The following is a 24,489-nucleotide window of genomic DNA, read 5'->3' as shown; positions in this document are numbered from 1 at the left end:
GCGGGCCCCTGTGACCGAGTGAACGGCCCGGGGCATGGCCAACGCTTCGAGGAGCGTCAACGTGAACGACCCCATCCTCCCCTCTGCCGACCCGACGGATACGGCACCGGCGCAACCACAGAACGGCGAGGCGGTCGTGTTGCGTTGGCGGCAGACGGCCAGGAGTGTGCCGCTGGCCCGGGGCGAGTTGCGCCGGACATTGGAGCGTTGGGGCGGGGAGGCCGTCGAGGATGCCGCCTCGCTGATCCTGTCGGAGCTGCTGACGAACGCCGTGCGCCACGGGAGGGTGGTCGGCCGGGAGATCGAGACGCGCTTTCTCCGGACCTCCGAAGGCCTGCGGATCGAAGTCCACGACGCCTCGGAGAAGCAGCCCTCGATGGCACTTCCGGCCGAAGGGGCGGAGGGTGGTCGAGGGCTCCACCTGGTCGACGCCCTCGCCGCGAAATGGGGCGTCGACGAGCGGAACGGCCCCGGCAAGCTGGTGTGGGCCGAGTTGCCCGTGGGCGGTGAGCCGTGGTGATCCGGGCAGGGCGATCGCGCGGCGAGGCGGGATTTCCGGCGGCTTCCGCGGATCGGCTGCCCGACCACCCCAGTACCGTGGAAGGACTGTTGGACCTGGGGAGGCAGGACATGGATCCGTCCCGCCGCAGCGTCCTCGGGGTCGGCCTCTTCTCCGTCGCGCTGACCATTCCCCACTGGCCGGACGTCATCGGCCGCATGGAAGCGGCGCACAAGGGTCACGTGCGGCGCATAGGAATGGCGGACGTCCGGGCCGTGGCCGCCATGACCGAGCGGATCTCCGACCTCGACGACCAGTTCGGCGGCCGGACCGCCCGCCCCATGGCCGCGGCGTTCCTCGTGAACACGGCGGCCCCGTACTTGCGCGCGGAAGCCCCCGACGGCGTGCGCAAGGCGATGATGGGCGCCGTCTCGGACCTCTGCTACCTCACGGGGTACATGGCGGTGGACGAGGGGCTGCACGGGCTGGCGCAGCGGTACTACCTCAAGGCGCTCGAACTCGCCGGGGCCGCCGAGGACCACTTGACCTTCTGCACCACCCTGCGGGGCATGAGCGTCCAGGCCGTCGACCTGGGGCACGGCGCGGAGGCGATGCGGCTCGCGGACGCCGCTGCCGCCGCCTCGCCGCAAGCGGGCCCCCGGATGCGGGCCTTCCTCGCCGGCCAGCAGGCCCACGCGGCGGCGCAGACGGGGGCGCGAGGCGCGGCGCTGACGTACCTCAAGGAAGCCGAAGTGGCCATGGAGAAGGCCGAGTCGCAGTCCAAGGCCTTCGGCTCCTACGATCCTTCCTCGCTCCTCTACCACGCCAGTCAAGTGCGTTTCGAACTCGGCGACGTCGCCGGGTCGATCGCGGCCATGCGGGAATCGGACAAGGTCCGCCAGAGCGTCTACCGGCGCGCTCGCGTCCGGCATCGCTGCACCCTGGCCGAGAGGCAGCTCGACCTGGGGCACCTCGAAGCGGCGTGCGCCACATGGAACCTCGCGCTGGAGGACTACCCGAGCCTTCAGTCCGGGCGGGCGGACGAGCGCATCGAGGTCATGCACAGCCGCATCAAGCCGTACCTGAAGAACCCCGTGGCGCGGGATCTTTTCGAGCGGGCGCGGGGAGTGACGCCGGTCGGCCTCCTCCCCCGGTGAGGGGAAGCGAGCCCCTGGTCCCGTCAACGCGCCGCCCCGTCACCCCGCGTGCAGCATCAGACCGATTCCCACCGCCATCAGCGCCGCCGCCGCGATGCGCGGAGCGCCGAAGCGTTCCTTGAAGAGGAGGGCGCCGATGGCCGCGCCCACGATGATCGAGGACTCGCGGAGGGCGGCGACCGGGGCGAGCGGGGCCTGCGTCTGGGCCCAGAGGACCAGGCCGTACGCGGCGACCGAGAGGGCCGCGCCCAGGAGGCCGCGGGCGGCGTACGGGCGGAGCTGGGGGAGGAGGGCGGCGCGGCGGCGCCACAGGGCGTACGCCGGGATCGCGAGGCCCTCCAGGACCATCAGCCACGCGATGTAGCCGAGCGGGGTGCCGGAGGCGCGGACGCCCGTGCCGTCGACGACCGTGTACAGGGCGATCGCGACGCCCGTCGCGCCCGCCGCCAGGAGGGCCGGGCCGTGCGGTCGCGCGCCCTTGCCCCGGATGCCCCACAGGGCGAGCCCGGTCAGGCCCGCGCAGGCCACCGCCACCCCGAGGAGCTGCCAGCCGTCCGGGACCTCGCCGAGGAAGACGGCCGCCAGGAGGGTCACGATCAGCGGGGCCGTACCGCGCGCGATCGGGTACATCTGCCCGAAGTCGCCCAGCGTGAACGAGCGCATCAGGAGCACGTAGTACCCGACGTGCAGGAGCGCGGACACGACCAGGTACGGCCACGCCCCCGCCGCCGGGAAGGGGGCGAAGGGGGCGAGGGCCAGGCCGATCAGCGCCCCGCCGCCCGCGATCAGCGTGAAGGAGAGCAGCTGGTCCTCGATGTGGTGCGCGAGGGCGTTCCAGCCGGCGTGCGTGACGGCCGCGACCAGGACCGCGAGCGTGACGAGCGGGGTCACGCCGAGGGCTCCCGGACGTCCACCAGGGTGCCGCCCGCGTGCGCGACCAGCGCCTTCGGGTCCATCGCGAAGACCGTGTGCGGGGTGCCCGCCGCCGCCCACACCACCTCGTGGTCGAGGATCCCCCGGTCCGCGAGGACCCGGGTCCGGGTGCGGTGGCCGAACGGCGGGACGCCCCCGATCGCGTACCCCGTCGTCTCCCGGACCGCCTTCGCGTCGGCCCGGGTCACCTTCTCCGCGCCCAGCTCCTCCCGCACCCGCTCGACGTCCACCCGCGACGCGCCGTCCATGAGGACGAGCACCGGCACCCCGTCCGCCGCGAAGACCAGCGACTTCACGATCTCCGCGACCGCGCAGCCGATCGCGTCGGCGGCCTGCTGCGCGGTGCGGGTCTCGTCCGGGAAGCGGCGGACCTCGACGTCGAGCCCCAGCTCCTGGAGCGCGGCGGCGAAGAGGGGGTGGGCGGGGGACGTCTCGTCAGGAGTCATGGCCCGCACGCTAGTGGCAGGTGCAGGGGCCACGCGACCCGCTTCCGCCTTGCGGACACCTCCGACCCGGCCCGGCTTCGGACCTTCGCCACCCCCGGCCCGCCCAGGCTCGGCTCAGCCCGCCCAGGCTCGGCTCAGCCCGACCCGCCTCGGCTCAGCCCGGCCAGGCCCGGCTCAGCCCGCCCAGGCCCGGCTCAGCCCGGCCCGCCTCGGCCCAGCCCGGCCAGGCCCGGCTCAACCCGCCTTCAAGACCCTCGCCACCACCGGCCCCGCCGCGTCGCCCCCGTGCCCGCCCGCCTGGACGACGGCCGCCGCCGCGAGGTCGCCGGAGTAGCCGGTGAACCAGCTGTTCGACTCGCCCTGGTTGTCGACCTCCGCCGAACCCGTCTTCGCGCCCCTCGGGGACGGCACCCCCGCCATCGCCTCGGCCGCGGTGCCGCCGGGGGCCGCCGCCGCCCTCATCATCGCGCGCAGCCCCGAGGCGATCCCCTCGGGCAGCCGCTCGGCCGTGGCGAACTCCCGGTCGCCGTACTCCTTCGCCACCAGGTACGGCTGGTGGAAACCGCTGTTCTTCACGGTCGCGGAGAGCGAGGCGACGTTCAGGGCGTTCATCGTGATCCTCCCCTGGCCGATGTACGAGGCGGCCGTCTCGGGTCCGTCCGACGCGGGGACGCTGCCGTCCGTCGTCGGGACGCCGGCCTCCCAGGTGGAACCGATGCCGAAGTAGCGGCGGGCGGTCTCGCCGAGGGCGGTGTCCGCGATCCCCTTCTCGTTGAGGGGGCCGATCGCCTTGATGAAGGCGGTGTTGCAGGAGCGGCGGAAGGCGTCGGTGAGGGTGCCGCCCTTGATCTCGAAGCGGTCCAGGTTCTGGAAGGGGGTGCCGAGCCACGTCACGCTGGGCGGGCACTCCACCCGGTCGCCGGGGCCGGCGATCCCGTGCTCCATCATCATCGCGGCCGTCACGATCTTCATCGTCGAGCCGGGGGCCTGCGTCCCCAGGAACGCCGTGTTGAAGCCCCCCGCCGGGCTGTTGGCGACCGCCCGTATCGCACCCGTCGACGGCTCGACCGCCGCCACGGCGGCCCGGGAGTACGCCTTGACCGCCTTCTCGGCCGCCGCCTGCACCCCCGCGTCGATGGTGGTCTCTATCGTGCCGGGCTTGCCCTTCCGCAGGACGAGGAGGGTGGTGTCGGCGACGGTCTCGCTGCCCGAGTCGATCCAGGTCTCGACCCCGGTCGTGCCGCCCGCCTGCGCCCCGTACCGCTGCCGCAGGGTGTCGATGATCAGGCCGAGCGAGGGGTACTTCTCCTCGGTCAGCTCGACCCCGTTCCGGTCGACGGCCTTCACGGAGGCGACCTTCGCGGTGCCGGTGCGCAGGGTCGCGCCGGCGGTCAGCTTCGGGTGGAGGACGGCCGGCCGCCACCGCACCAGCGGCCGGCCGGTGGTCGTCCCCCGGACCACGGTCAGCTCGGAGGCGTACGACAGGTCCTTGGACACGCCCTCGTACGAGACCGTCGCCCGCACCGTGAACGGCACCTTCGTGCCGACCGGCGTCCCGGGGGTGATCACGGACTTCGAGACCTTCGCGCCCTCCTTGTAGGCGAGCAGCGCGGGACCGGCCGTGACCGGGTCGTTCGTGAGCTGAGCCGCCTTGTCCGACTCCCCGGCGGCCCAGGCGGCCAGGAAGTCCTTCGCGGTGGCCGTCGTCTCCTCGGGGGTGACGGGACCCGATCTCTTCTCCGGCACGGACTCGCTCCGGGTGTTCACGGTCGCGTCGCCGCCCGTGACGCCGTTCCACAGGTTGTAGCCCCCGTAGCCGACCCCGCCCGCGACGACCGCGAAGACCCCTCCGACGATCGCGACCTTGGCTCCGCCGCGCATGGCTGCGCCTCCCCTCCCCCAGACGACCGTCCAGTCAAGCAGTGCCCCTGGTGCGTGTCGAGCAACTTCCGTCATGTCCGTCAGACCGCCGGGCTTCCCACCTCATTTCCGATCGGTCGTACAACTTTTCGCTTCCCGGGGGTGTCAGAGGGGTGAACAGCTTGGGTGACGGCCCGTCACCCAAGGCTTCGACGCACATCCGGCATGCGTGAGACGCACGCCGAAACAGGGGGATTCCATGGCACGCGTACGTACGGCCGTCGTGATCGCGACGGCGCTGGTGGCCGGTCTCGGACCGGTGGCGCTGGGCGGGGTCCCCGCCTTCGCCGCACCGGCTTCCGTCCCTGCGGCCACGTCGGCGACCGCACCGGGAGCGACGGCCGAGGCGGGGACGGTCGTGCAGGAGGGGGGCCGACTGGCCGTTCCCGCCGGCGAGGAGGGCCCGGTCACGTTGCGGCTGAAGGCCTCGCTCCCGGCCGGGGTCACGGGACCCGTGAAGGCCCGTGTCGAGCTGCCCATCACCAACTGGCCGCCCGGCGGCTGGACCGACCACCGGACGGCGGCCCAGATCGACTCCACCTGCGCGGTCGGCGGGGGCGCCCCCGCGCGGTGCAACTGGCTCGGGACGAGCTTCACCGACGAGCCCGGCCCCTACCGGGTGCTCCTCGACCTGCCCGCCACCGAGGCCGCCACCACCCTCACCTACGCCGTGACGATCGACATGCCGGAGACGCTCGCGTGGATCGGCTCCCTCGACGCGCCCGTCACGCTGAAGGACGCCGCCGGCACCGTGGTCGCCCGGGGCACGGCCGGACTCGACGTCGTCCAGGGCCGCCCGGCCACCTGGAACCGGGGCGCCGTGCACGGCCGCGACAAGGCCGGAATCCTCTGGCGCTACGAGGGCACCTCCGAGGCCGGCAAGCCGCTGGCGGCCCCCAAGAAGGTCGGCGGCGGCTGGAACGCCTACGACACCGTCGTCCCGGTCGACACCACCCGCGCGAGCGGGCACGGCGACCTCGTCGCCCGCGACAAGGCCGGTGTCCTCTGGTACTACAAGGGCACCGGCAACCCCGACGCCCCCTTCGCGCCCCGCGTCCGCGTGGGCGCCGGTTGGAACGTCTACACCGCACTCGTGGGCCGCTCCGGCGACCTCGTCGCCCGCGACAAGGCCGGTGTCCTCTGGTACTACAAGGCCACCGGCAAGGCCACCGCCCCCTTCGCGCCCCCCGTCCGGGTGGGCGCCGGCTGGAACGCGTACGACCGGTTCACCTCCCTGAGCGACCAGGGCGCCCTGGCCCGTGACACGGCCGGCGTGCTGTGGAAGTACGACCCGAGGACCCTGACGGGCCCCACCGACAACCAGCCCTACAAGCCGCGGGTCCGGGTGGGCGCCGGCTGGAACGCCTACACCGCCGTCGTCGGCACGGCCGACCTCGGCCGCGACCGGACCCCCGACCTGGTGGCCCGTGACAAGGAGGGGAAGCTCTGGCTCTACCAGGGCGTCACCGGCGCGAGCGTCGTCCCCGGCTCCTCCCGCACCCCCGTCGGGGGCGGCTGGAACGTGTACGACCTCCTCTTCTGAGCCGCACGGATCCTGAACCGTACGGCCCCCTCGTACGAAAGGCCGCGGGCCCCGGGAGATCCCGGGGCCCGCGGCCTTGCCGTGTGCGGGTCTCACACCCACGTGTCCAGCCACATCCGCCCCCGCCAGTCCTCCAGCGGAATCGGCGTGCCCGTGTAGATGGGCCAGAAATAGATGAAATTCCAGACGATGAGGAGGACGAGACATCCCGCCGCCACCGCGCCGAAAGTGCGGCGCCTTTCCGTGGAACCCCGGGGCCCGATGAGCGCGCCCAGCATCATGGCCACCGCCAGGCACAGGAAAGGCACGAAGACGACCGCGTAGAAAAGGAAGATGGTGCGTTCCTGATAGAGGAACCAGGGGAGCCATCCGGCCGCGATGCCGCAGGCGATCGCGCCCGCGCGCCAGTCGCGGCGGAAGGCCCAGCGCCACAGGACGTACAGGATCGCGAAGCAGGCGGCCCACCACAGGAGCGGGGTGCCGAGGGCGAGGACCTCCTGGGCGCACTTCTCCCCGGCGTCGGCCGGGCAGCCCTTCGTGCCGGGCGCCGGGGACTCGTAGAAGTACGAGACGGGGCGGCCGAGGACGATCCAGGACCAGGGGTTCGACTCGTACGTGTGCGGCGAGGTCAGGCCCACGTGGAAGGAGTAGACCTCGGTCTCGTAGTGCCACAGGCTGCGCAGCCAGTCCGGCAGCCAGCTCCAGGTCCCGCCCCCGTCCAGCTTGTCCTGGTCGGCGGCCCACGTGCGGAAGTAGCCCTTGTCGCCGGCGATCCAGCCGGTCCAGGTCACCAGATAGGTCGCGATCGCCACCGGCACCACCGAGACGAACGCCGGGACCAGGTCCTTCCTGATCACCGAGACGTACGGGCGGACCGCGCCCGCCGTGCGCCGCCCGGCCACGTCCCACAGCACCGTCATCAGGCCGAAGGCCACCATGACGTACAGGCCGTTCCACTTGGTCGCCGCCGCGAGGCCCAGCATCACGCCGGCCGCGATCCGCCACGGCCGCCACCCGAACCGCAGGGACTCCGCGACCTCCCCGTCCGGCCGCAGCACCCCCTCCTCGTCCTCCGGGAGCGCCGCCGCCAGCCGCTTCCTGACCCGGTCGCGGTCCAGGACGAGGCAGCCGAAGGAGGCGAGCACGAAGAACATCAGCACCTGGTCGAGGAGCGCGGTGCGGCTCATCACGAAGTGCAGCCCGTCGACGGCGAGCAGCAGGCCCGCCAGACAGCCCAGGAGCGTCGAGCGGAACAGGCGCCGCCCGATCCGGCACAGCATGAGCACCGACAGGGTGCCGAGCAGGGCCACCATGAAGCGCCAGCCGAACGGCTCGAAGCCGAACAGCTTCTCGCCGGCGCCGATCACCCATTTGCCCATCGGCGGGTGCACGACGTAGCCCGGGTCGGTCGGCACGAGGACCGATCCCGGGTCCTTCAGGATCGTCTTGTCGATGTCCTTCGGCCAGGCCCCCTCGTACCCCTGGTTGATCAGCGCCCAGGAGTCCTTCGCGTAGTACGTCTCGTCGAATATCACCGCGTTCGGCTTGCCCAGGTTCCAGAACCGGAGCAGGCCCGCGACCGCCGTGACCAGGAGCGGACCGCCCCAGGCAAGGAGTCGCCACAGCTTCTCGGCCCCGTCGGGGCCGACGCCGAGGAACGACCACACGCGCGCGGAGGGACGGGTGTACGGGGGGTCGAGCCGCTCCCGCAGCCCGATGGGGGCGGCGCGTCCGGCGGGCGGCTCGTAGCCGAAGAGCCGGAGCCGCTGCTGCCACGAAGAGGGCTCTGCCACGGACTGCCGGCCCTCCAGGGTCTCGGGTGCGGTACTGGTCACCGCGCCATCGTAGGGAACGCGCCTGTGCGCGTCGCCCGTCCGGGCTGGGAGGATGGCACCCGTGACAGGAACGCTGGTACTCGCAGGGACCCCCATCGGCGACATCGCGGACGCCCCGCCCCGGCTCGCCGCCGAGCTGCAGAGCGCGGACGTCGTGGCCGCCGAGGACACGCGCAGGCTGCGCGGCCTGACCCGGGCGCTCGGCATCCACACCTCCGGGCGCGTCGTCTCCTACTTCGAGGGCAACGAGTCCGCCCGGACGCCCGAGCTGGTGGAGGCGCTGGTCGGCGGGGCGCGGGTGCTGCTCGTGACCGACGCGGGCATGCCGTCCGTGTCGGACCCCGGCTACCGGCTCGTCGCCGCCGCCGTCGAGGAGGGCGTCAGGGTGACGGCCGTGCCCGGCCCGTCCGCCGTCCTCACCGCCCTCGCCCTCTCCGGGCTGCCCGTCGACCGCTTCTGCTTCGAGGGCTTCCTGCCCAGGAAGGCGGGCGAGCGCCTCGGGCGGCTGCGCGAGGTCGCGGACGAGCGGCGGACCCTCGTCTACTTCGAGGCCCCGCACCGCCTCGACGACACCCTCGCCGCGATGGCCGAGGTCTTCGGCGCCGACCGCCGGGCCGCCGTCTGCCGCGAGCTGACCAAGACGTACGAGGAGGTCAAGCGCGGCCCGCTGGCCGACCTGGCGGCCTGGGCGGCCGAGGGCGTACGGGGCGAGATCACCGTCGTCGTCGAGGGCGCCCCGGAGACCGGACCCGCCGCACTCGACGCGGAGGAGCTGGTGCGCAGGGTGCGGGTGCGCGAGGAGGCGGGGGAGCGGCGCAAGGAGGCGATCGCCGCCGTCGCGGCCGAGGCGGGCCTTCCCAAGCGGGAGGTCTTCGATGCCGTCGTCGCGGCAAAGAACGCGGCCGCACAGGACCCCGGAAAGGCTGCGCGGGGCCCCGGAAACGGTAAAGAGCTAATCTGAAAGGCAAAGCCGAAACCGGCGCCGGGACTCTTCACCGGGCGCTTGGCAAGGGAAGGACCAAAAGCCTTCCATGGTTCGACCCGCGCTGATGCGCTCCGGCCCGAAAAGGCGTCCACTGATCAGTGGAGAGGAGCTGGCATGAGCGAGATCACCGGCACCGGCATATCCGTCGCGCACGAGGCGTACGCCTTCGCCTGCATGCGCTGCGGATACGGCTGGGAGCAGGCGTACGACATCGAGCACCACGTCGACGCCGCCGGCCAGGAATTCGTCGTCTACAAGGCCGGGGGAGAGCGGGTCCCGTCCCCGCTGTCCCGACCCACCTGCATGAACTGCGGCGGCCACGTCGTCAGGATCATGCGCGCGGGACAGGTGTCCTCGGTGCTCGACCTGATCGCCGCGACGGAGAAGCACGGGCACGGGTCCAGGGAGACCAAGCCGATCGGGCCCGCCGGTCCCATCGGACAGGAACTGACCGAGGGGGACGACGCCCCGCCGGTGCCGCACCACTGGCACCTGTCGGACCTCCTGCACCCCTTCCGGAAGCGCGGATAGCGCGGACAGCGCGGGCAGCCGGAAAGGGACGGGCAGCCGGATAGGGACGGACGCCGGCGCTCGTGGCCCCCGTACGGGCGACCCTCGTACGATCGGGGCCATGAGTGCCAAGGACGCCCCGCCGCCGCTGCCCGAACCCCTCCTCGTGGAGGTCGCGGACTCGCACACCCACCTGGACCTCCAGTCCGGGACCGTCGAGGAGGCCCTGGTGAAGGCCGCCGCCGTCGGTGTCACCACGGTCGTGCAGGTCGGCTGCGACGTGAAGGGCTCCCGGTGGGCCGCCGAGACGGCCGCCGCCCACGAGAACGTGCACGCGGCCGTCGCCCTCCACCCCAACGAGGCCCCCCGGATCGTCCTGGGGGACCCCGACGGCTGGTCCCGGCAGGGGGCCAGGGAGGGCGGCGGGGACGCGGCCCTCGACGACGCGCTCACCGAGATCGACCGGCTCGCCGCCCTGCCGCACGTGCGCGGGGTCGGCGAGACCGGCCTCGACTTCTTCCGCACGGGGCCCGAGGGCGTCGCCGCGCAGGAGCGCTCCTTCCGGGCCCACATCGAGATCGCCAAGCGGCACGGCAAGGCGCTCGTCATCCACGACCGCGAGGCCCACGCCGACGTGCTGCGCGTCCTGGACGAGGAGGGCGCCCCCGAGCGGACCGTCTTCCACTGCTACTCCGGCGACGCGGAGATGGCGGAGATCTGCGCGGCCAAGGGCTACTACATGTCCTTCGCCGGCAACGTCACCTTCAAGAACGCCCAGCCGCTCCGGGACGCCCTCGCGGTCGCCCCCCTGGAGCTGGTCCTCGTCGAGACCGACGCCCCCTTCCTCACCCCGGCGCCCTTCCGGGGCCGCCCCAACGCCCCGTACCTGATCCCGGTCACCGTCCGGGCCATGGCGGAGGTGCGCGGGATCGGGGAGAACGAGCTCGCCGGGGCGATCGCGGTGAACACGGCCCGCGCGTTCGACTACTGACCCGACCGCCGGCCCCGGCGCCCGCTCCGGCGGTCACCGATCCATAACGGTTACGGGAAGTGGTCGGGTCGTCGTGGAGCGTGACCGGGGCCGGGGCTAGGGTCCCGGCCTCGTGAGCACTTCCCAGGGCAGTCACCGGGCCGGACGCCGGGGCGCGGCCCCCACCGCCCTCCCCGCCCCCACCGCCCTCCCCGGCCTCTCCGTCCACGAGCAGCCGACGCAGGCGGCCCCGCTGGTCGTGCCGTCCTCCCCGGGAGCCCCCGGCACCGTCCCCGGCCAGGGCACCCGCGCCGGGGCCCGCCGGGCCGCCCGCCGCCGCAGGACCGCCGGACCCGCCACCGGCTCCTCCGGGGCCCCCGGCCTCGCGAAGTCCGCCGGAGAAGGCCTGCGGCGGCTCGTCCCGCAGGCCCTCGTCGTCGCCTTCCTCGCCGGCGGCACCACCGCCTTCGTCGCCGACGACAAGGCCGTCCGCCTCTCCGTCGACGGCGTCCCCCGCACCCTGCACACCTTCGCCGACGACGTCGGGGAGCTCCTCGCCGACGAGGGCCTGGCCGTCGACGGGCACGACATCGTCGCCCCCGCCCCCGGCGAGCCCCTCGCCGACGGCGACGAGGTCGTGGTCCGCTACGGCCGCCCGGTCGCCCTCACCCTCGACGGCCGGCGCCACCAGGTGTGGACGACCGCCCGCAGCGTCGAGGAGGCGCTGCGCCAGTTCGGGGTCCGCGCGGAGGGCGCCCACCTCTCGGTCTCCCGCTCGGCCGCCATCTCCCGGCACGGCCTCGCCCTCGACGTGCGCACCGAGCGGGCCGTCACCTTCCTCGCCGACGGGCGCGAGCGGACCGTCCGCACCAACGCCGCCACCGTCCGCGAGGCGCTCGCCGAGACCGGGATCACCCTCTCCGGACAGGACGCCCTCTCCGTGGACCCCGGCTCCTTCCCCCGCGACGGCCAGACGGTCACCGTGCTGCGGATCACCGACAGCAGGCGGGTGCGCGAGGAGACCGTCCCGTACGCCGTCGAGCGGGTCCGCGACCCGGAGCTCTTCGCCGGGACCGAGGTCGTCGAACGGCAGGGCGTCCACGGCGTCCGCCGCGTCACGTACGCCCTGCGCTCGGTCAACGGCGTCCAGGGGCGGCCCCGCCGGATCGGCGAGGAGATCGTCCGCGAGCCCGTCAGCCGCACGGTGCGGATCGGCACCCGCCGCCCGCCCGCCTCCGTCTCCGGCGCCGACGGCCTCGACTGGGGCGCGCTCGCCGCCTGCGAGTCCGGCGGCCGGCCCGACGCCGTCGACCCCTCGGGGACGTACGGCGGGCTGTACCAGTTCGACCCCGCCACCTGGCGCTCGCTCGGCGGCACCGGCACCGCCCAGGACGCGCCCGCCGCCGAGCAGACCTTCCGGGCGAAGAAGCTGTACGTGCAGCGGGGGGCGAGCCCGTGGCCCCACTGCGGGCGCAGGCTCCGGGGGTGAGCGGGCGGCGGGCCGTGCAACAGGTAAGCCCTAGTCTGTACTGGTGAGCGACACCACCGGTTCCGAAACCCCCGACGCCCTCCTCGGCCCCGCCGACATCCGTGAGCTGGCCGCCGTCCTCGGCGTGCGCCCCACGAAGCAGAAGGGCCAGAACTTCGTCATCGACGCCAACACCGTCCGGCGGATCGTCCGCACGGCCGGGGTGCGTCCCGACGACGTGGTCGTGGAGGTGGGCCCCGGTCTCGGCTCCCTCACCCTGGCCCTCCTGGAGGCCGCGGACCGGGTGACCGCCGTCGAGATCGACGACGTGCTCGCCGCCGCGCTGCCCGCCACGATCCAGGCCCGGATGCCCGCCCGCGCCGACCGCTTCGCGCTCGTGCACTCCGACGCCATGCTGGTCCGGGAGCTGCCGGGCCCGGCGCCCACCGCGCTCGTCGCGAACCTGCCGTACAACGTGGCCGTGCCCGTCCTGCTGCACATGCTGGAGCGCTTCCCCAGCATCGAGCGGACCCTCGTCATGGTCCAGGCCGAGGTCGCGGACCGGCTCGCCGCCCGGCCGGGGAACAAGGTGTACGGCGTGCCGTCGGTGAAGGCCAACTGGTACGCCGAGGTGAAGCGGGCCGGCGCCATCGGCCGCAACGTCTTCTGGCCCGCGCCGAACGTCGACTCCGGCCTGGTCTCCCTGGTCCGCCGCGCCGAGCCGCTGGCGACCACGGCCACCCGGCAGGAGGTCTTCGCGGTCGTCGACGCGGCCTTCGCACAGCGCCGCAAGACCCTCCGCGCGGCCCTCGCGACCTGGGCGGGCTCCCCGGCGGCGGCCGAGGAGGCCCTGGTGAAGGCCGGGATCTCGCCGCAGGCGCGCGGCGAGGCCCTGACGGTGGAGGAGTTCGCGCGGATCGCGGAGGCGAAGGCATGAGCGGCGGTACGGAGCCGGTGGGCGGCGGTACGGAGACGGTGCACGGCGGTACCGGCGGTACGGAGGCGGTGCGCGGCGGCACACACGACGGCGGCACGCACGGCGGCGGCACGCACGGCGGCGGCACACACGGCGGCGGGGCGCGGTCCGTCACCGTCCGCGTCCCCGCCAAGGTCAACGTCGGGCTCGCGGTCGGCGCCGCCCGCCCCGACGGCTTCCACGACCTGGCCAACGTCTTCCTCGCGGTCTCCCTCCACGACGAGGTGACCGCCACCCCCGCCGAAGGGCTGACGGTCACCTGCGAGGGCCCGGACGTCGACAAGGTGCCGCTCGACCGCACCAACCTCGCCGCCCGCGCCGCCGAGCTGCTCGCCGCCCGGCACGGCATCGCCCCGGACGTGCACCTGCACATCGCCAAGGACATCCCGGTGGCCGGCGGCATGGCCGGCGGCAGCGCGGACGGGGCGGGCGCGCTGCTCGCGTGCGACGCGCTCTGGGGGCTGAACACCCCCCGCGCCGAACTCCTCGACATCTGCGCCGAACTGGGCTCCGACGTGCCGTTCAGCCTGGTCGGCGGGGCGGCGCTGGGCACCGGCCGGGGCGAGAGGCTGACGGAGCTGCCGGTGGGCGGCGACTTCCACTGGGTGTTCGCCCTCGCGGACGGCGGGCTCTCGACCCCGGTCGTCTTCGGCGAGTTCGACCGGCTCACCGAGGGCACGGACGTCCCCGAACCGGCCGCCCCGCCCGCCCTCCTGGAGGCCCTGCGCACCGGTGACACCACCGCCCTCGCGGGCACCCTCGCCAACGACCTCCAGGCCCCGGCGCTCTCCCTGCGCCCCTCGCTCGCCGCGACCCTGTCGGCCGGCACCGACGCGGGCGCCCTCGCCGCGCTCGTCTCGGGCTCGGGCCCGACGACCGCGTTCCTGGTGAAGGACGCGGAGGCGGCGAGGACGGTCGCCGCCGCCCTGACCGCCTCGGGCACCTGCCGCACGGCCCGCACGGCGACGTCCCCGGCGGCGGGAGCGACGATTCTTCCGGCCTGACACCTTCCCTTCACCCGCCCCTGTCACCCTGACCCGCCGGGCCGGACGGGCCGGAGCGGCGGACGGAGGCGACGGATGAGGAAGCGGCGACGGACCGCGTGGGCGCGACTGCTGTCGCACGCCGCCGTGGTGGGGCTGTGCGGCTGGTTCACGCTCCTGTGGTGCGTCCGGGACGAGCCGCTGCGGCCGCCGCCCCTCCTCGGGTGGGTCCCGTCGCCGGCGCTCCCCGGCCTCGTGCTCCTCCTCCTGACCGCCCTCACGGTCGACTCCGTCCGCGGCCTCGTCCGCGCCTGGCGGGACCGGCGGCCGGAACGCGCGCCCTCGGACGACGACCGAGACGCGTAGGCGGTCCGGGCCCGTCACGGACACCCGGCGGGCGAGCGGCCGTGCCGACGTACCCTGGACGTCGATCGATCACCCCGTACAGGAGTCAACGTGGCCGTCAACCTGGTCAATGTCGAGAACGTCAGCAAGGTGTACGGCACCCGTGCCCTGCTCGACGGCGTCTCGCTCGGCGTCTCCGAAGGGGACCGGATCGGGGTCGTGGGCCGCAACGGCGACGGCAAGACCACCCTCATCCGGATGCTCGCGAGGCTGGAGGAGGCCGACACCGGCCGCGTCACCCACAGCGGCGGCCTGCGCCTGGGCGTCCTCACCCAGCACGACTCGCTCGACCCGAAGGCCACCGTCCGGCACGAGGTCATCGGCGTCATGGCCGACCACGAGTGGGCCGGCAGCGCCAAGATCCGCGACGTGCTCACCGGCCTCTTCGGCGGGCTCGACCTGCCCGGCTTCGAGCACGGCCTGGACACCGTCATCGGCCCGCTCTCCGGCGGCGAGCGGCGCCGGATCGCGCTCGCCAAGCTCCTCATCGAGGACCAGGACCTCATCGTCCTCGACGAGCCCACCAACCACCTCGACGTCGAGGGCATCGCCTGGCTCGCCCAGCACCTCCAGAACCGGCGCTCGGCGCTCGTCTGCGTCACCCACGACCGCTGGTTCCTCGACCAGGTCTGCACCCGGATGTGGGACGTGCAGCGCGGTGACGTGCACGAGTACGAGGGCGGCTACTCCGACTACGTCTTCGCCCGCGCCGAGCGCGAGCGGATCGCGGCCACGGAGGAGGTCAAGCGGCAGAACCTGATGCGCAAGGAGCTGGCCTGGCTGCGGCGCGGCGCCCCCGCCCGCACCTCCAAGCCCCGCTACCGCATCGAGGCCGCCAACGAGCTGATCGCCGACGTGCCGCCGCCGCGCGACACCAGCGAGCTGATGAAGTTCGCCAACGCGCGCCTGGGCAGGACGGTCTTCGACCTGGAGGACGTGACCGTCACCGCCGGGCCCAAGGAACTCCTGAAGCACCTCACCTGGCAGCTCGGCCCCGGCGACCGCGTCGGTCTGGTCGGCGTCAACGGCGCGGGCAAGACCTCCCTCCTGCGGGCCCTCGCGGACGCGGCCACCAGCGGCGGCGAGATCCAGCCGGCCGCCGGCCGGATCGTCGTCGGCAAGACCGTCCGGCTCGCCTACCTCTCCCAGGACGTCACCGAACTCCCCGGCACCCTGCGCGTCCTGGAGGCCGTGCAGCAGATCCGCGACCGGGTCGACCTCGGCAAGGGCCGCGAGATGACGGCCGGGCAGCTCTGCGAGCAGTTCGGCTTCTCCAAGGAGAAGCAGTGGACGCCGGTCGCGGACCTCTCCGGCGGCGAGCGCCGCCGCCTCCAGCTGCTGCGCCTGCTCATGGACGAGCCGAACGTCCTCTTCCTCGACGAGCCCACCAACGACCTCGACATCGAGACCCTGACCCAGCTGGAGGACCTCCTCGACGGCTGGCCGGGCTCCATGGTCGTCATCTCCCACGACCGGTTCTTCATCGAGCGCACCACGGACAAGACGTTCGCCCTGCTCGGCGACCGGACGCTGCGGATGCTGCCGCGCGGCATCGAGGAGTACCTGGAGCGGCGCCGCAAGGCGGTCGAGGCGTCCGTCCCGGCCCCCGCCGCCGCGCCCGCCCAGCAGAAGCCGGGCGTCTCGGCCGCCGACGCCCGCGCCGCGAAGAAGGAGCTGCAGAAGGTCGAGCGGCAGCTCGACAAGGTCTCCGAGAAGGAGACGAAGCTGCACGCGCGGATCGCGGACAACGCCACCGACTTCGAGAAGGTGGCCAAGCTCGACGCGGAGCTGCGGGACCTGGCCGCGGAGCGCGAGGAGCTGGAGATGCGCTGGCTGGAACTGGCCGAGGACGCATAACGAGGGCATCACAGGCCGGTCCTCCCTTGGGAACAAGGGGTGGACCGGTCGCTTTTGCGCCATCGCGTGAGTGGTAGAAAGAAAACCCGTTCACGCCTAGGGGGAACCAGCCGATGACGCAGCCGCCCAGCAACCAGCCGCCGGGGGGCTTCGGAGCCCCTCAGGATCCGAACCAGCCCTCGGGCCGGTCCCCGCAGCCGGGGCAGCCGCCCGTACCTCCGGTTCCGCCGCAGGCGCCGCCGGTCCCGCCCGCCCCGCCGCAGGGCCCGCCGACCGCGCCCGGCCCCTACGGGCAGGCCCCGCAGCAGCCCGCGCCCGGGTACGGCTACCCGCAGCAGCCGGGTCAGCAGCCGGGTCAGCCCGGCCCGTACGGGCAGCCGGTGCCGCCGCCCTACGGCTACCCGCAGCAGGGACAGCCGCAGCCCGGCCCGTACGGCCAGCAGCCGAATCCCTACGGCGGCTACCCGACCCAGCCCGGTTACCCCGGCGCCCCGACCCCGCCCCCGCCCGGCGGCGGTCCCTCCAAGAACCGGACCGCCCTCGTCGCGGGTGTGGCCGCCGCCGCCGTCCTGGTCGCCGCCGTCACGACCTGGGCCGTCGTCGGCGGCGGGGACGACGAGAAGGACCCGGTGGCCGGTCCCACCGCCACGGCCGCCCCGACCTCGGGCGCCCCCGAGCCCACCGCATCGGTGGACGAGGGCGACGGCTCCGGCGACGGGAGCAACGGGGACGAGGACCTCAACGCGGGTCGCCAGGACGGCGAGGCCAAGGTGAACTGGCTGCTCAAGAACACCGTCGACCTGCCCCGCAACGGCGCCGACGTCCACGGCCCCTGGATCGCCGGCGACACCGTCGTCAAGGCCATGTACAAGAGCGTCCAGGGCTACGACCTGAACACCGGCGCCGTGAAGTGGACCGTCGACCTGCCGTTCCCCCTGTGCGCGGCCCCGCCGGAGCCCTCCGCCGACGGCCTCATGGCCTTCGGGTACCAGCAGAGCGCCAAGGAGGGCGCCGACTGCACCGAGCTCCAGCAGATCGACCTCAAGACCGGCAAGGCCGGCTGGAAGAAGTCCATTCCCAAGCCCACCGGCCTCTTCGCCTTCTCCGACCACACCCTGGCCATCAGCGGCAACACCCTCACCGCGGCCGGCAGCAGCAGCGCGTACGGCTTCTCCCTCACCGACGGCCGGCAGCTCTTCAAGGGCGCCACCACCGGCTGCAAGCCCTTCGCCTACGCGGGCGGCAAGAAGCTGTTCGCCGCCATGAACTGCCCCTCGGGCGACGCGTCCAAGAAGGTCCAGGCGATCGGCGAGGTCGACCCGAACACCGGAAAGCCCAAGTACACCTACCAGTTGAAGGCGAACTGGGAGATCGACAAGGTCTACTCGGTCGACCCGCTGGTCGTCTCGGCCCGCCAGCGCGAGCCGGAGCAGTGGGCCATCTTCTCGCTCCGCCCCGACGGCAGGCTCCGCTCGAACGTCCAGGGCGGCAAGAACGACAAGTTCGGCCCCCGGTGCGGCGGCGGCTTCGTCGTCTTCGGCAAGAACCTCCAGGGCTGCACCGGCGTCGCGGCCGACGCGAACAACCTCTACATGGCGACCGAGACCAAGTACGGCACGCCCAACGAGGTCGTCGCCTTCGACCTGAACACCGGCAAGGCCAGGTGGCGCTCCAAGGCCCCCGGCGAGCAGACCATGAAGCCCCTGCGCATGGAGGGCTCCGAGGTCCTGCTGTACGTGGAGGCCGCGTACGGCAAGGGCGGCGCCGTCGCCACCCTCGCCCCGACCGGCGGCGCGCCGAAGATCCTGCTCCAGCACCCGGCCTCCACCGCCGAGATCGAGAACAGCTTCTACGATGCGGCCTACGCCTACGGCAACGGCACCTTCGTCCTGGCGAGCGGACGCGTCTCCGCCTCCAACGACAAGGAAGAGAAGCTGGTCAAGACGATGATGGCCTTCAGCAAGTGAGGTACACGGACCGATGACGCAGCCACCCCCGCCCCCGCCGAACCAGCCGCCGGACCCGCAGGGCGGCTTCGGAGCCCCGACGCCTCCGCCGCAGGAGCCCGGATACGGCTACCCGCAGCAGCCCGGGCCCGGTTACGGGTACCCGCAGCAGCAACCGGCCGACCAGGGCTACGGCCACCCGCAGCAGCCCCCGTACGGCTACCCCGGGCAGCCCGGGCCTCCCCAGCCCGACCAGGGGTACGGCTACCCGACGCAGCCGCAGCAGCCGCAGGCCCCGTACGGCTACCCGACGCAGCCCCAGCAGCCGCAGTACGGCGGGTACCAGCAGCCCGCCCCGCCGGCGTCCGGCGGCGGTGGCAAGAAGCTGTCCGCGCAGCTCCAGATCGTCATCGCGGCGGCCGTCGCGATCGCCCTGATCGTCGGCTTCGGCATCTGGTACGCCAACTCCGGCGACGGCCCCGGGGAGGCCAAGGGCCCCGACGGCACCGCGCAGGGCTCCACGGCCGGGGGCGGCGGCGACACCGGCGGCAAGGGCGGCGGGGGCGGCAAGGAGAAGGCGCCCGCCGACACCGGGGCGAAGGTGGCCTACACGGTCGCCCAGCCGAAGGTCCCGGACGTCACCGACGTCTCCGGCTCCTGGATCACCGACAAGGCGTTCGTGAAGCCGGGGCTCAACTCGCTGGTCGCCTACGACCTGGACAAGGGCGGCGTCCTGTGGACGCTGCCACTGACCGGCCAGGTCTGCGGCGCCTCGCGGCACGTCAGCGCCGACAACAAGGTGCCGATCCTCTTCGAGGCCGCCAAGCGGGTCGCGCCGCGCTACTTCCAGCAGTGCACCCAGGTCGGCGTGGTCGACCTGAACACCGGCAAGCTGGTGTGGTCCGACGCGGTCTCCGTCGGCGACGACAAGGCGCGGTTCAGCGAGGTCACGCTCAGCGGGACGACCGTCGCGGCCGGCGGCACCGACGGCGGCGCGGCCTTCGACCTCGCCGGCGGCAACCCGCGCTGGAAGCCCAAGGTCGAGGACGACCACTGCTACGACCTGGGGTACGGCGGCGGCGAGGGCCTCGTCGCGGTCCGCAAGTGCGGCACGTACGACAACCCGAGCGTGCTGGTCCAGAACCTCGACCCGATGTCGGGCAAGCCGCTCTCGCAGTTCAAGATGCCGGCCGGCGTCAAGTACGCCTCGGTCGTCTCCACCAAGCCGCTGGTCGTCGCGGCCGACGTCGGCGAGACCGCCGGCGACGGCAGCGGCATCTCGGACTTCTTCTCGATCGACGAGAAGACCGGGAAGCTGAAGGCGAAGATCACGGCGGACGCGGAGCAGTACGGGGCCCGCTGCCGCACCACCCAGGTCGAGTCCTGCGAGCAGGCGCTCGTCGGCAACGGCAAGCTGTACGTGCCGACCGAGGAGCACGAGGGCAGCAGCGGCGAGTACGGCGACGAGACCAACGAGATCATCGCCTTCGACCTGGCCACCGGGCGCACGGCGCCGGAGAAGGCCGACGCGGGCGACAAGTACACCTACGTCCCGATGCGGATGGACGGCGCCAACATCATCGCCTACAAGGAGGCGCCGTACGACAAGGGCGGCCGGATCGTCTCGGTCGACGGGGCCACCATGAAGGAGACGCTGCTCCTGGAGAACCCGGCGGACCGGACGACCGGGAACCCGGAGCGCAGCTTCAGCCTGAACGGTGCCGAACTCCGGTACCGGGACGGCCGGTTCTTCATCTCGGACCGGCTGGTCAGCAAGCCCAGGGAGTCGGACACCGGCCCCAAGGAGTACCTGCTGGTCTCCTTCGCCGTCCCGCGCTGACGGCGGATCCGCACGGCCGACGGGCCCCTCCGGCGATCCGGAGGGGCCCGTCGGCCGTTTCCGGCGCCCCGGGGCCGCCGCCCCTCGCGTCGCCCGGTCCGTCGTTCGGGCGGCCTGTGTCCGGGATTGGCGGGATACGGGGCGGGGGAGCGTGTAGCTTGCCGGGTTCAGGCCCGCCGGACCTCCGGCGGGTTCGGAGGAGGGGGGAATGACCGGGATGGGCGTACGCCTCGTGGTGGTCGACGACCACCGGCTGCACGCGGAGGCGCTGGCCTCGGCGCTGAAGCTGCGCGGGCACCGGGTGCTCGCGGCGGCCGCGCCGGTGGCGGGGGCGGCGGAGCTGGTGGTGAGCCGGGCGCCGGAGGTCTGCCTCCTGGGCACGGCGGCGCCGGACGGGCCGGGGGTCTTCGACCCGGTCGCGCGGATCAAGCGGGAGCGGCCGCAGGTGGCCGTGGTGGTGCTCGGCCCGGTGCCGTCGCCGCGCGGGATCGCGGCGGCGTTCGCGGCCGGGGCGTCCGGGTACGTCCGCCACGACGAGCGCATCGAGGGGGTCGAGCGGGCCCTGGTGAAGGCCAGGGCGGGGGAGGCGGCGGTGGCGCCGCAGCTCCTCCAGGGCGCCTTCGCGGAGCTGCTGCACCCCTCGGAGCAGCCGGACGACGAGGGGCAGCGGCTGCTGCGGCTCCTGACGCGGCGGGAGGTGGAGGTCCTCGTGCGGGTCGCGGAGGGGGAGGACACCCGGCTGATCGCGCGGGGGATGGGGATCGCGCCGAGCACGGCCCGGACGCACGTGCAGCGGGTCCTGATGAAGCTGGGGGTCGGCTCCCGGCTGGAGGCGGCGGCCCTGGCGGCCCGCACGGGCCTCCTGGACCGGGCGGTCCCCCGCGCGCGGGATGGCTCCTAGGGGGTGTGCGGACGAGGCCGGGGCGGGTTTCGCCATTGACGCCGATGTTTGAATGTGATTCTTTGTGCGTGGTTCTGTTTGATTGCGCTGGTCCTGCCCGGAGGGCATCACGTGAAGAAGACCGCCACCACGCTCGCCGACGGGCGCGAACTCATCTACTACGACGCACGCGAGGACACCGTCCGCGACGCCGTCGACCCCCGCCCCCTCACCCGCGTCGTCTCCCGCTCCGAGATCCGGTACGACGAGCTGACCGGCGACCCGGTCACCGTCGCCTCCCACCGGCAGGACCGCACCTATCTCCCGCCGGCCGACGCCTGCCCGCTCTGCCCCTCCCGGGACGGCCGCGAGAGCGAGATCCCCGAGAAGGGCTACGAGGTGGCGGTCTTCGAGAACCGCTTCCCCTCCCTCTCCGGCGGCGTCGGCCGCTGCGAGGTCGTCTGCTTCACCGACGACCACACGGACTCCTTCGCCGACCTCACCGAGGAGCGGGCCGCCCTCGTCCTCGACGCCTGGACCGACCGCACCGCCGCGCTCTCCGCCCTCCCCGGCGTCGAGCAGGTCTACTGCTTCGAGAACCGGGGCGCCGAGATCGGCGTCACCCTGCCCCACGCCCACGGCCAGATCTACGCCTTCCCCTACGTGACGCCCCGGACGGCAGCCGTGCGGCGCCGGATCGACGCGCACCGGGAGGCGACCGGACGGAACCTCTTCGACGACGTCGTCGCCCGGGAGCGGACCGACGGCGAGCGGGTGGTCCTGGAGACCGACCACTGGATCGCCTTCGTGCCGTACGCCGCCCACTGGCCCTACGAGGTGCACCTGCACCCCAAGCGGCGGGTGCCCGACCTGCTCGCCCTCGACGGCGGGGCCCGCACAGAGTGCCCACAGGTCCTTCTGGAACTCTTGAGGCGCTTCGACCGGATCTTCGGCCCGGACGAGCCGCCGACCCCCTACATCGCCGCCTGGCACCAGGCGCCGTTCACCGACGAGCGGCGGGAGGACTTCGGGCTCCACCTGGAGCTCTTCACCGTCCGGCGGGCCCCCGGCAGGCTCAAGTTCCTCGCGGGCACCGAGTCCGGCATGGGCGCCTTCATGAACGACGTACGGCCCGAGGACGCGGCCCGACGACTCCGAGAGGTGGCAAGCGCATGACCAAGAGGTATCTGGTGACGGGCGGGGCGGGGTACGTGGGCAGCGTCGTCGCCGCCCACCTCCTGGAACGGGGCCACCGGGTCACCGTCCTCGACGACCTCTCCACCGGCTTCGCCGAAGCCGTCCCCGAGGGCGCCGAGTTCGTCGAAGGACGCGTCCAGGACGCCGCGCGGTGGCTCGACGGCTCCTACGACGCCGTCCTGCACTTCGCCGCCTCCTCCCAGGTCGGCGAGTCCGTCGCCAAGCCGGAGAAGTACTGGGAGAACAACGTCGGCGGCACCATGGCCCTGCTCGCCGCCCTGCGCGCGGCCGGGGTCCGCCGGCTCGTCTTCTCCTCCACCGCCGCCACCTACGGCGAGCCGGAGACCGTGCCGATCCGCGAGACCGCCCCCACCGCCCCCACCAGCCCCTACGGGGCGAGCAAGCTCGCCGTGGACCACATGATCGGCGGCGAGTGCACCGCCCACGGCCTGGCCGCCGTCTCGCTGCGGTACTTCAACGTGGCCGGGGCGTACGGCCCGTACGGCGAGCGCCACGAGCCCGAGTCGCACCTGATCCCGCTCGTCCTCCAGGTCGCCCTGGGCCGGCGCGAGGCGATCTCCGTGTACGGCGAGGACTACCCGACCCCGGACGGCACCTGCGTCCGCGACTACATCCACGTCGCCGACCTCGCCGAGGCCCACCTGCTCGCCCTCGACGCCGTGACGGCGGGCGAGCACCTGATCTGCAACCTGGGCAACGGCAACGGCTTCTCCGTCCGCGAGGTGATCGAGACCGTCCGGAAGGTCACCGGCCACCCGGTCCCCGAGGTCGTTGCCCCGCGCCGCCCCGGCGACCCGGCCGTCCTCGTCGCCTCCGCCGACACCGCGCGCGAACGGCTCGGCTGGACCCCCTCCCGCCCCGACCTGGCGGACGTCGTCACCGACGCCTGGGCCTTCGCCCGGAGCGGGGAAGGAGAGCGCCCGTGAGCGTCGCGGCCGGATTCGAGAGCCTCTACGGGACGACCCCCGACGGGGTCTGGGCGGCCCCCGGGCGGGTCAACCTCATCGGGGAGTACACCGACTTCAACGGCGGCTTCGTGCTGCCGCTCGCCCTGCCGCACACCGCCGTCGCCGCCGTCGCCCGCCGCGACGACGGCGTCCTGCGGCTGCACTCGTCCGACGTCGACGGCGGGGTCGTCCAACTCGGCGCGGAGACCCTGGAGCCGCTCTCCGGCGGCGGCTGGGCGGCCTACCCCGCCGGGGTCGTCTGGGCGCTGCGGGAGGCCGGGCACCCGGTGACCGGGGCCGACGTGCACCTCGCCTCGACCGTGCCGACCGGCGCCGGGCTCTCCTCCTCGGCCGCCCTGGAGGTCGTCACCGCGCTCGCCCTGAACGACCTGTTCGGGCTCGGCCTCTCCCGGCCGGAGCTGGCCCGGATCGCCCAGCGCGCCGAGAACGCCTTCGTCGGCGTGCCCTGCGGGATCATGGACCAGATGGCCTCCGCCTGCGCCGAGGAGGGCCACGCCCTCCACCTGGACACCCGGGACCTGTCGTACCGCCAGGTCCCCTTCGACCCGGCCGCCGACGGACTGACGCTGCTCGTCGTCGACACCCGCGTGAAGCACGCGCTCGGGGACGGCGCGTACGCCGAGCGGCGCGCCGGGTGCGAGGCGGGCGCGCGGGCGCTCGGCGTGCGCGCCCTGCGCGAGGTCGACGCGGCGCACCTGCCCGAAGTCCTCGCCCGGCTGGACGACGAGAAGGTCCGGCGGTACGTGCGCCACGTCGTCTCGGACAACGCGCGCGTGGAGCGGACGATCGCGCTGCTCGACGCCGGGGACCCCCGGGCGATCGGCCCGGTCCTCACCGAGGGCCACGCCTCCCTCCGGGACGACCTGCGGGTCTCCTGCCCCGAACTGGACCTGGTGGTCGGGGCGGCGAACGCGGCCGGGGCGCTCGGCGCCCGGATGACCGGCGGCGGCTTCGGCGGCTCGGCCGTCGTCCTGGTGGAGGCCGACCGGGCGGAGAAGGTCACCGCCGCCGTCGAGGAGGCCTTCACCGCCGCCGGCCACACGGCGCCGGGCGTCTTCCCGGCCCTCCCCTCGGCGGGCGCCCGCCGCCTCTGAGGAACCCTTCCGGGCACGGAGGAACCCTTTCCGGCCGCCCGCTCGCGGCAGTTCCG

General features: G+C 73.7%; 21 protein-coding genes. 17 read left to right on the top strand and 4 right to left on the bottom strand.

What is annotated here, in order from left to right; genetic code table 11:
• Positions 1 to 61: 61 nt before the first annotated feature.
• On the top strand, positions 62 to 520 hold the full coding sequence (locus ACIP5O_RS19685) for an ATP-binding protein (protein WP_401294924.1): 459 nt from the start codon (positions 62 to 64) through the stop codon (positions 518 to 520).
• A 77-nt stretch (positions 521 to 597) separates the two neighbouring features.
• Complete coding sequence (locus ACIP5O_RS19680) at positions 598 to 1,656, top strand: transcriptional regulator (protein WP_401294922.1); 1,059 nt, start codon at positions 598 to 600, stop codon at positions 1,654 to 1,656.
• Positions 1,657 to 1,695: 39 nt separating this feature from the next.
• On the opposite strand, the gene ACIP5O_RS19675 is transcribed toward ACIP5O_RS19680, so the two are convergent.
• The 3 genes from ACIP5O_RS19675 to ACIP5O_RS19665 form a co-directional block, all read right to left on the bottom strand.
• Entirely contained in the window at positions 1,696 to 2,547 is an 852-nt protein-coding gene (locus ACIP5O_RS19675; RefSeq protein WP_401294920.1) for an EamA family transporter, read from the bottom strand.
• A complete protein-coding gene (locus tag ACIP5O_RS19670) occupies positions 2,544 to 3,035 on the bottom strand; it encodes a YbaK/EbsC family protein (RefSeq protein ID WP_401294918.1) in 492 nt (163 codons plus the stop codon). The genes ACIP5O_RS19675 and ACIP5O_RS19670 overlap by 4 nt, the downstream gene beginning before the upstream one ends.
• 234 nt (positions 3,036 to 3,269) lie before the next feature.
• A complete protein-coding gene (locus ACIP5O_RS19665; protein ID WP_401294916.1) occupies positions 3,270 to 4,916 on the bottom strand; it encodes a penicillin-binding transpeptidase domain-containing protein in 1,647 nt (548 codons plus the stop codon).
• A gap of 238 nt (positions 4,917 to 5,154) precedes the next feature.
• Between ACIP5O_RS19665 and ACIP5O_RS19660 the strand changes: the two genes are divergently transcribed.
• Positions 5,155 to 6,498, top strand: a complete 1,344-nt coding sequence (locus ACIP5O_RS19660; RefSeq protein WP_401294914.1) for a hypothetical protein — start codon at positions 5,155 to 5,157, stop codon at positions 6,496 to 6,498.
• Between the two features lie 92 nt (positions 6,499 to 6,590).
• Here the strand turns inward: ACIP5O_RS19660 and ACIP5O_RS19655 are convergent, their stop codons facing one another.
• Entirely contained in the window at positions 6,591 to 8,333 is a 1,743-nt protein-coding gene (locus ACIP5O_RS19655) for a dolichyl-phosphate-mannose--protein mannosyltransferase (protein WP_401294912.1), read from the bottom strand.
• Positions 8,334 to 8,385: 52 nt separating this feature from the next.
• Between ACIP5O_RS19655 and rsmI the strand changes: the two genes are divergently transcribed.
• The 14 genes from rsmI to galK all read left to right on the top strand — a co-directional run bounded on the left by rsmI (position 8,386) and on the right by galK (position 24,433).
• Complete coding sequence (gene rsmI, locus ACIP5O_RS19650) at positions 8,386 to 9,294, top strand: 16S rRNA (cytidine(1402)-2'-O)-methyltransferase (RefSeq protein WP_401294910.1); 909 nt, start codon at positions 8,386 to 8,388, stop codon at positions 9,292 to 9,294.
• A 138-nt stretch (positions 9,295 to 9,432) separates the two neighbouring features.
• Positions 9,433 to 9,849, top strand: coding sequence for a hypothetical protein (locus tag ACIP5O_RS19645; RefSeq protein ID WP_401294908.1), 417 nt, complete (start codon positions 9,433 to 9,435; stop codon positions 9,847 to 9,849).
• A gap of 100 nt (positions 9,850 to 9,949) precedes the next feature.
• The gene (locus tag ACIP5O_RS19640; RefSeq protein ID WP_401294906.1) at positions 9,950 to 10,819 is read left to right on the top strand and encodes a TatD family hydrolase; all 870 of its coding nucleotides are present in this window, start codon (positions 9,950 to 9,952) and stop codon (positions 10,817 to 10,819) included.
• A 112-nt stretch (positions 10,820 to 10,931) separates the two neighbouring features.
• Positions 10,932 to 12,287: a ubiquitin-like domain-containing protein gene (locus ACIP5O_RS19635; RefSeq protein WP_401294904.1), complete on the top strand. Its 1,356-nt coding sequence runs from the start codon at positions 10,932 to 10,934 to the stop codon at positions 12,285 to 12,287.
• Positions 12,288 to 12,330: 43 nt separating this feature from the next.
• Entirely contained in the window at positions 12,331 to 13,203 is an 873-nt protein-coding gene (rsmA, locus tag ACIP5O_RS19630) for a 16S rRNA (adenine(1518)-N(6)/adenine(1519)-N(6))-dimethyltransferase RsmA (protein ID WP_401294902.1), read from the top strand.
• Positions 13,200 to 14,246 carry a 4-(cytidine 5'-diphospho)-2-C-methyl-D-erythritol kinase gene (locus ACIP5O_RS19625; RefSeq protein WP_401294900.1) on the top strand — a complete coding sequence of 349 codons (1,047 nt, stop codon included), beginning with the start codon at positions 13,200 to 13,202 and terminating at the stop codon, positions 14,244 to 14,246. The genes rsmA and ACIP5O_RS19625 overlap by 4 nt, the downstream gene beginning before the upstream one ends.
• Positions 14,247 to 14,321: 75 nt before the next feature.
• On the top strand, positions 14,322 to 14,591 hold the full coding sequence (locus ACIP5O_RS19620) for a hypothetical protein (protein ID WP_401294898.1): 270 nt from the start codon (positions 14,322 to 14,324) through the stop codon (positions 14,589 to 14,591).
• 90 nt (positions 14,592 to 14,681) lie between these two features.
• The gene (locus ACIP5O_RS19615) at positions 14,682 to 16,487 is read left to right on the top strand and encodes an ABC-F family ATP-binding cassette domain-containing protein (RefSeq protein WP_401294896.1); all 1,806 of its coding nucleotides are present in this window, start codon (positions 14,682 to 14,684) and stop codon (positions 16,485 to 16,487) included.
• 113 nt (positions 16,488 to 16,600) lie between these two features.
• Positions 16,601 to 18,454: a PQQ-binding-like beta-propeller repeat protein gene (locus tag ACIP5O_RS19610; protein WP_401294894.1), complete on the top strand. Its 1,854-nt coding sequence runs from the start codon at positions 16,601 to 16,603 to the stop codon at positions 18,452 to 18,454.
• Positions 18,455 to 18,467: 13 nt separating this feature from the next.
• Entirely contained in the window at positions 18,468 to 20,273 is a 1,806-nt protein-coding gene (locus ACIP5O_RS19605; RefSeq protein ID WP_401294892.1) for a PQQ-binding-like beta-propeller repeat protein, read from the top strand.
• A 217-nt stretch (positions 20,274 to 20,490) separates the two neighbouring features.
• Complete coding sequence (locus ACIP5O_RS19600; RefSeq protein ID WP_401295239.1) at positions 20,491 to 21,174, top strand: LuxR C-terminal-related transcriptional regulator; 684 nt, start codon at positions 20,491 to 20,493, stop codon at positions 21,172 to 21,174.
• Between the two features lie 111 nt (positions 21,175 to 21,285).
• Positions 21,286 to 22,329: a galactose-1-phosphate uridylyltransferase gene (gene galT / locus ACIP5O_RS19595; protein WP_401294890.1), complete on the top strand. Its 1,044-nt coding sequence runs from the start codon at positions 21,286 to 21,288 to the stop codon at positions 22,327 to 22,329.
• On the top strand, positions 22,326 to 23,297 hold the full coding sequence (gene galE / locus ACIP5O_RS19590; protein ID WP_401294888.1) for a UDP-glucose 4-epimerase GalE: 972 nt from the start codon (positions 22,326 to 22,328) through the stop codon (positions 23,295 to 23,297). The genes galT and galE overlap by 4 nt, the downstream gene beginning before the upstream one ends.
• A complete protein-coding gene (gene galK, locus ACIP5O_RS19585; protein ID WP_401294886.1) occupies positions 23,294 to 24,433 on the top strand; it encodes a galactokinase in 1,140 nt (379 codons plus the stop codon). The genes galE and galK overlap by 4 nt, the downstream gene beginning before the upstream one ends.
• Positions 24,434 to 24,489: the final 56 nt, after the last annotated feature.

This window comes from Streptomyces sp. NPDC088915 (assembly GCF_044749825.1).
Classification (GTDB): domain Bacteria; phylum Actinomycetota; class Actinomycetes; order Streptomycetales; family Streptomycetaceae; genus Streptomyces.
This window is presented reverse-complemented; position numbering and strand designations above follow the sequence as displayed.

Coding starts and splice junctions, on each gene's coding strand:
- ACIP5O_RS19670 (WP_401294918.1), bottom strand. CDS start 3,035: ATGACTCCTGACGAGACGTCCCCCGCCCACCCCCTCTTCGCCGCCGCG.
- ACIP5O_RS19665 (WP_401294916.1), bottom strand. CDS start 4,916: ATGCGCGGCGGAGCCAAGGTCGCGATCGTCGGAGGGGTCTTCGCGGTC.
- ACIP5O_RS19660 (WP_401294914.1), top strand. CDS start 5,155: ATGGCACGCGTACGTACGGCCGTCGTGATCGCGACGGCGCTGGTGGCC.
- rsmI (WP_401294910.1), top strand. CDS start 8,386: ATGGCACCCGTGACAGGAACGCTGGTACTCGCAGGGACCCCCATCGGC.
- ACIP5O_RS19645 (WP_401294908.1), top strand. CDS start 9,433: ATGAGCGAGATCACCGGCACCGGCATATCCGTCGCGCACGAGGCGTAC.
- ACIP5O_RS19640 (WP_401294906.1), top strand. CDS start 9,950: ATGAGTGCCAAGGACGCCCCGCCGCCGCTGCCCGAACCCCTCCTCGTG.
- ACIP5O_RS19625 (WP_401294900.1), top strand. CDS start 13,200: ATGAGCGGCGGTACGGAGCCGGTGGGCGGCGGTACGGAGACGGTGCAC.
- ACIP5O_RS19620 (WP_401294898.1), top strand. CDS start 14,322: ATGAGGAAGCGGCGACGGACCGCGTGGGCGCGACTGCTGTCGCACGCC.
- ACIP5O_RS19610 (WP_401294894.1), top strand. CDS start 16,601: ATGACGCAGCCGCCCAGCAACCAGCCGCCGGGGGGCTTCGGAGCCCCT.
- ACIP5O_RS19605 (WP_401294892.1), top strand. CDS start 18,468: ATGACGCAGCCACCCCCGCCCCCGCCGAACCAGCCGCCGGACCCGCAG.
- ACIP5O_RS19600 (WP_401295239.1), top strand. CDS start 20,491: ATGGGCGTACGCCTCGTGGTGGTCGACGACCACCGGCTGCACGCGGAG.
- galE (WP_401294888.1), top strand. CDS start 22,326: ATGACCAAGAGGTATCTGGTGACGGGCGGGGCGGGGTACGTGGGCAGC.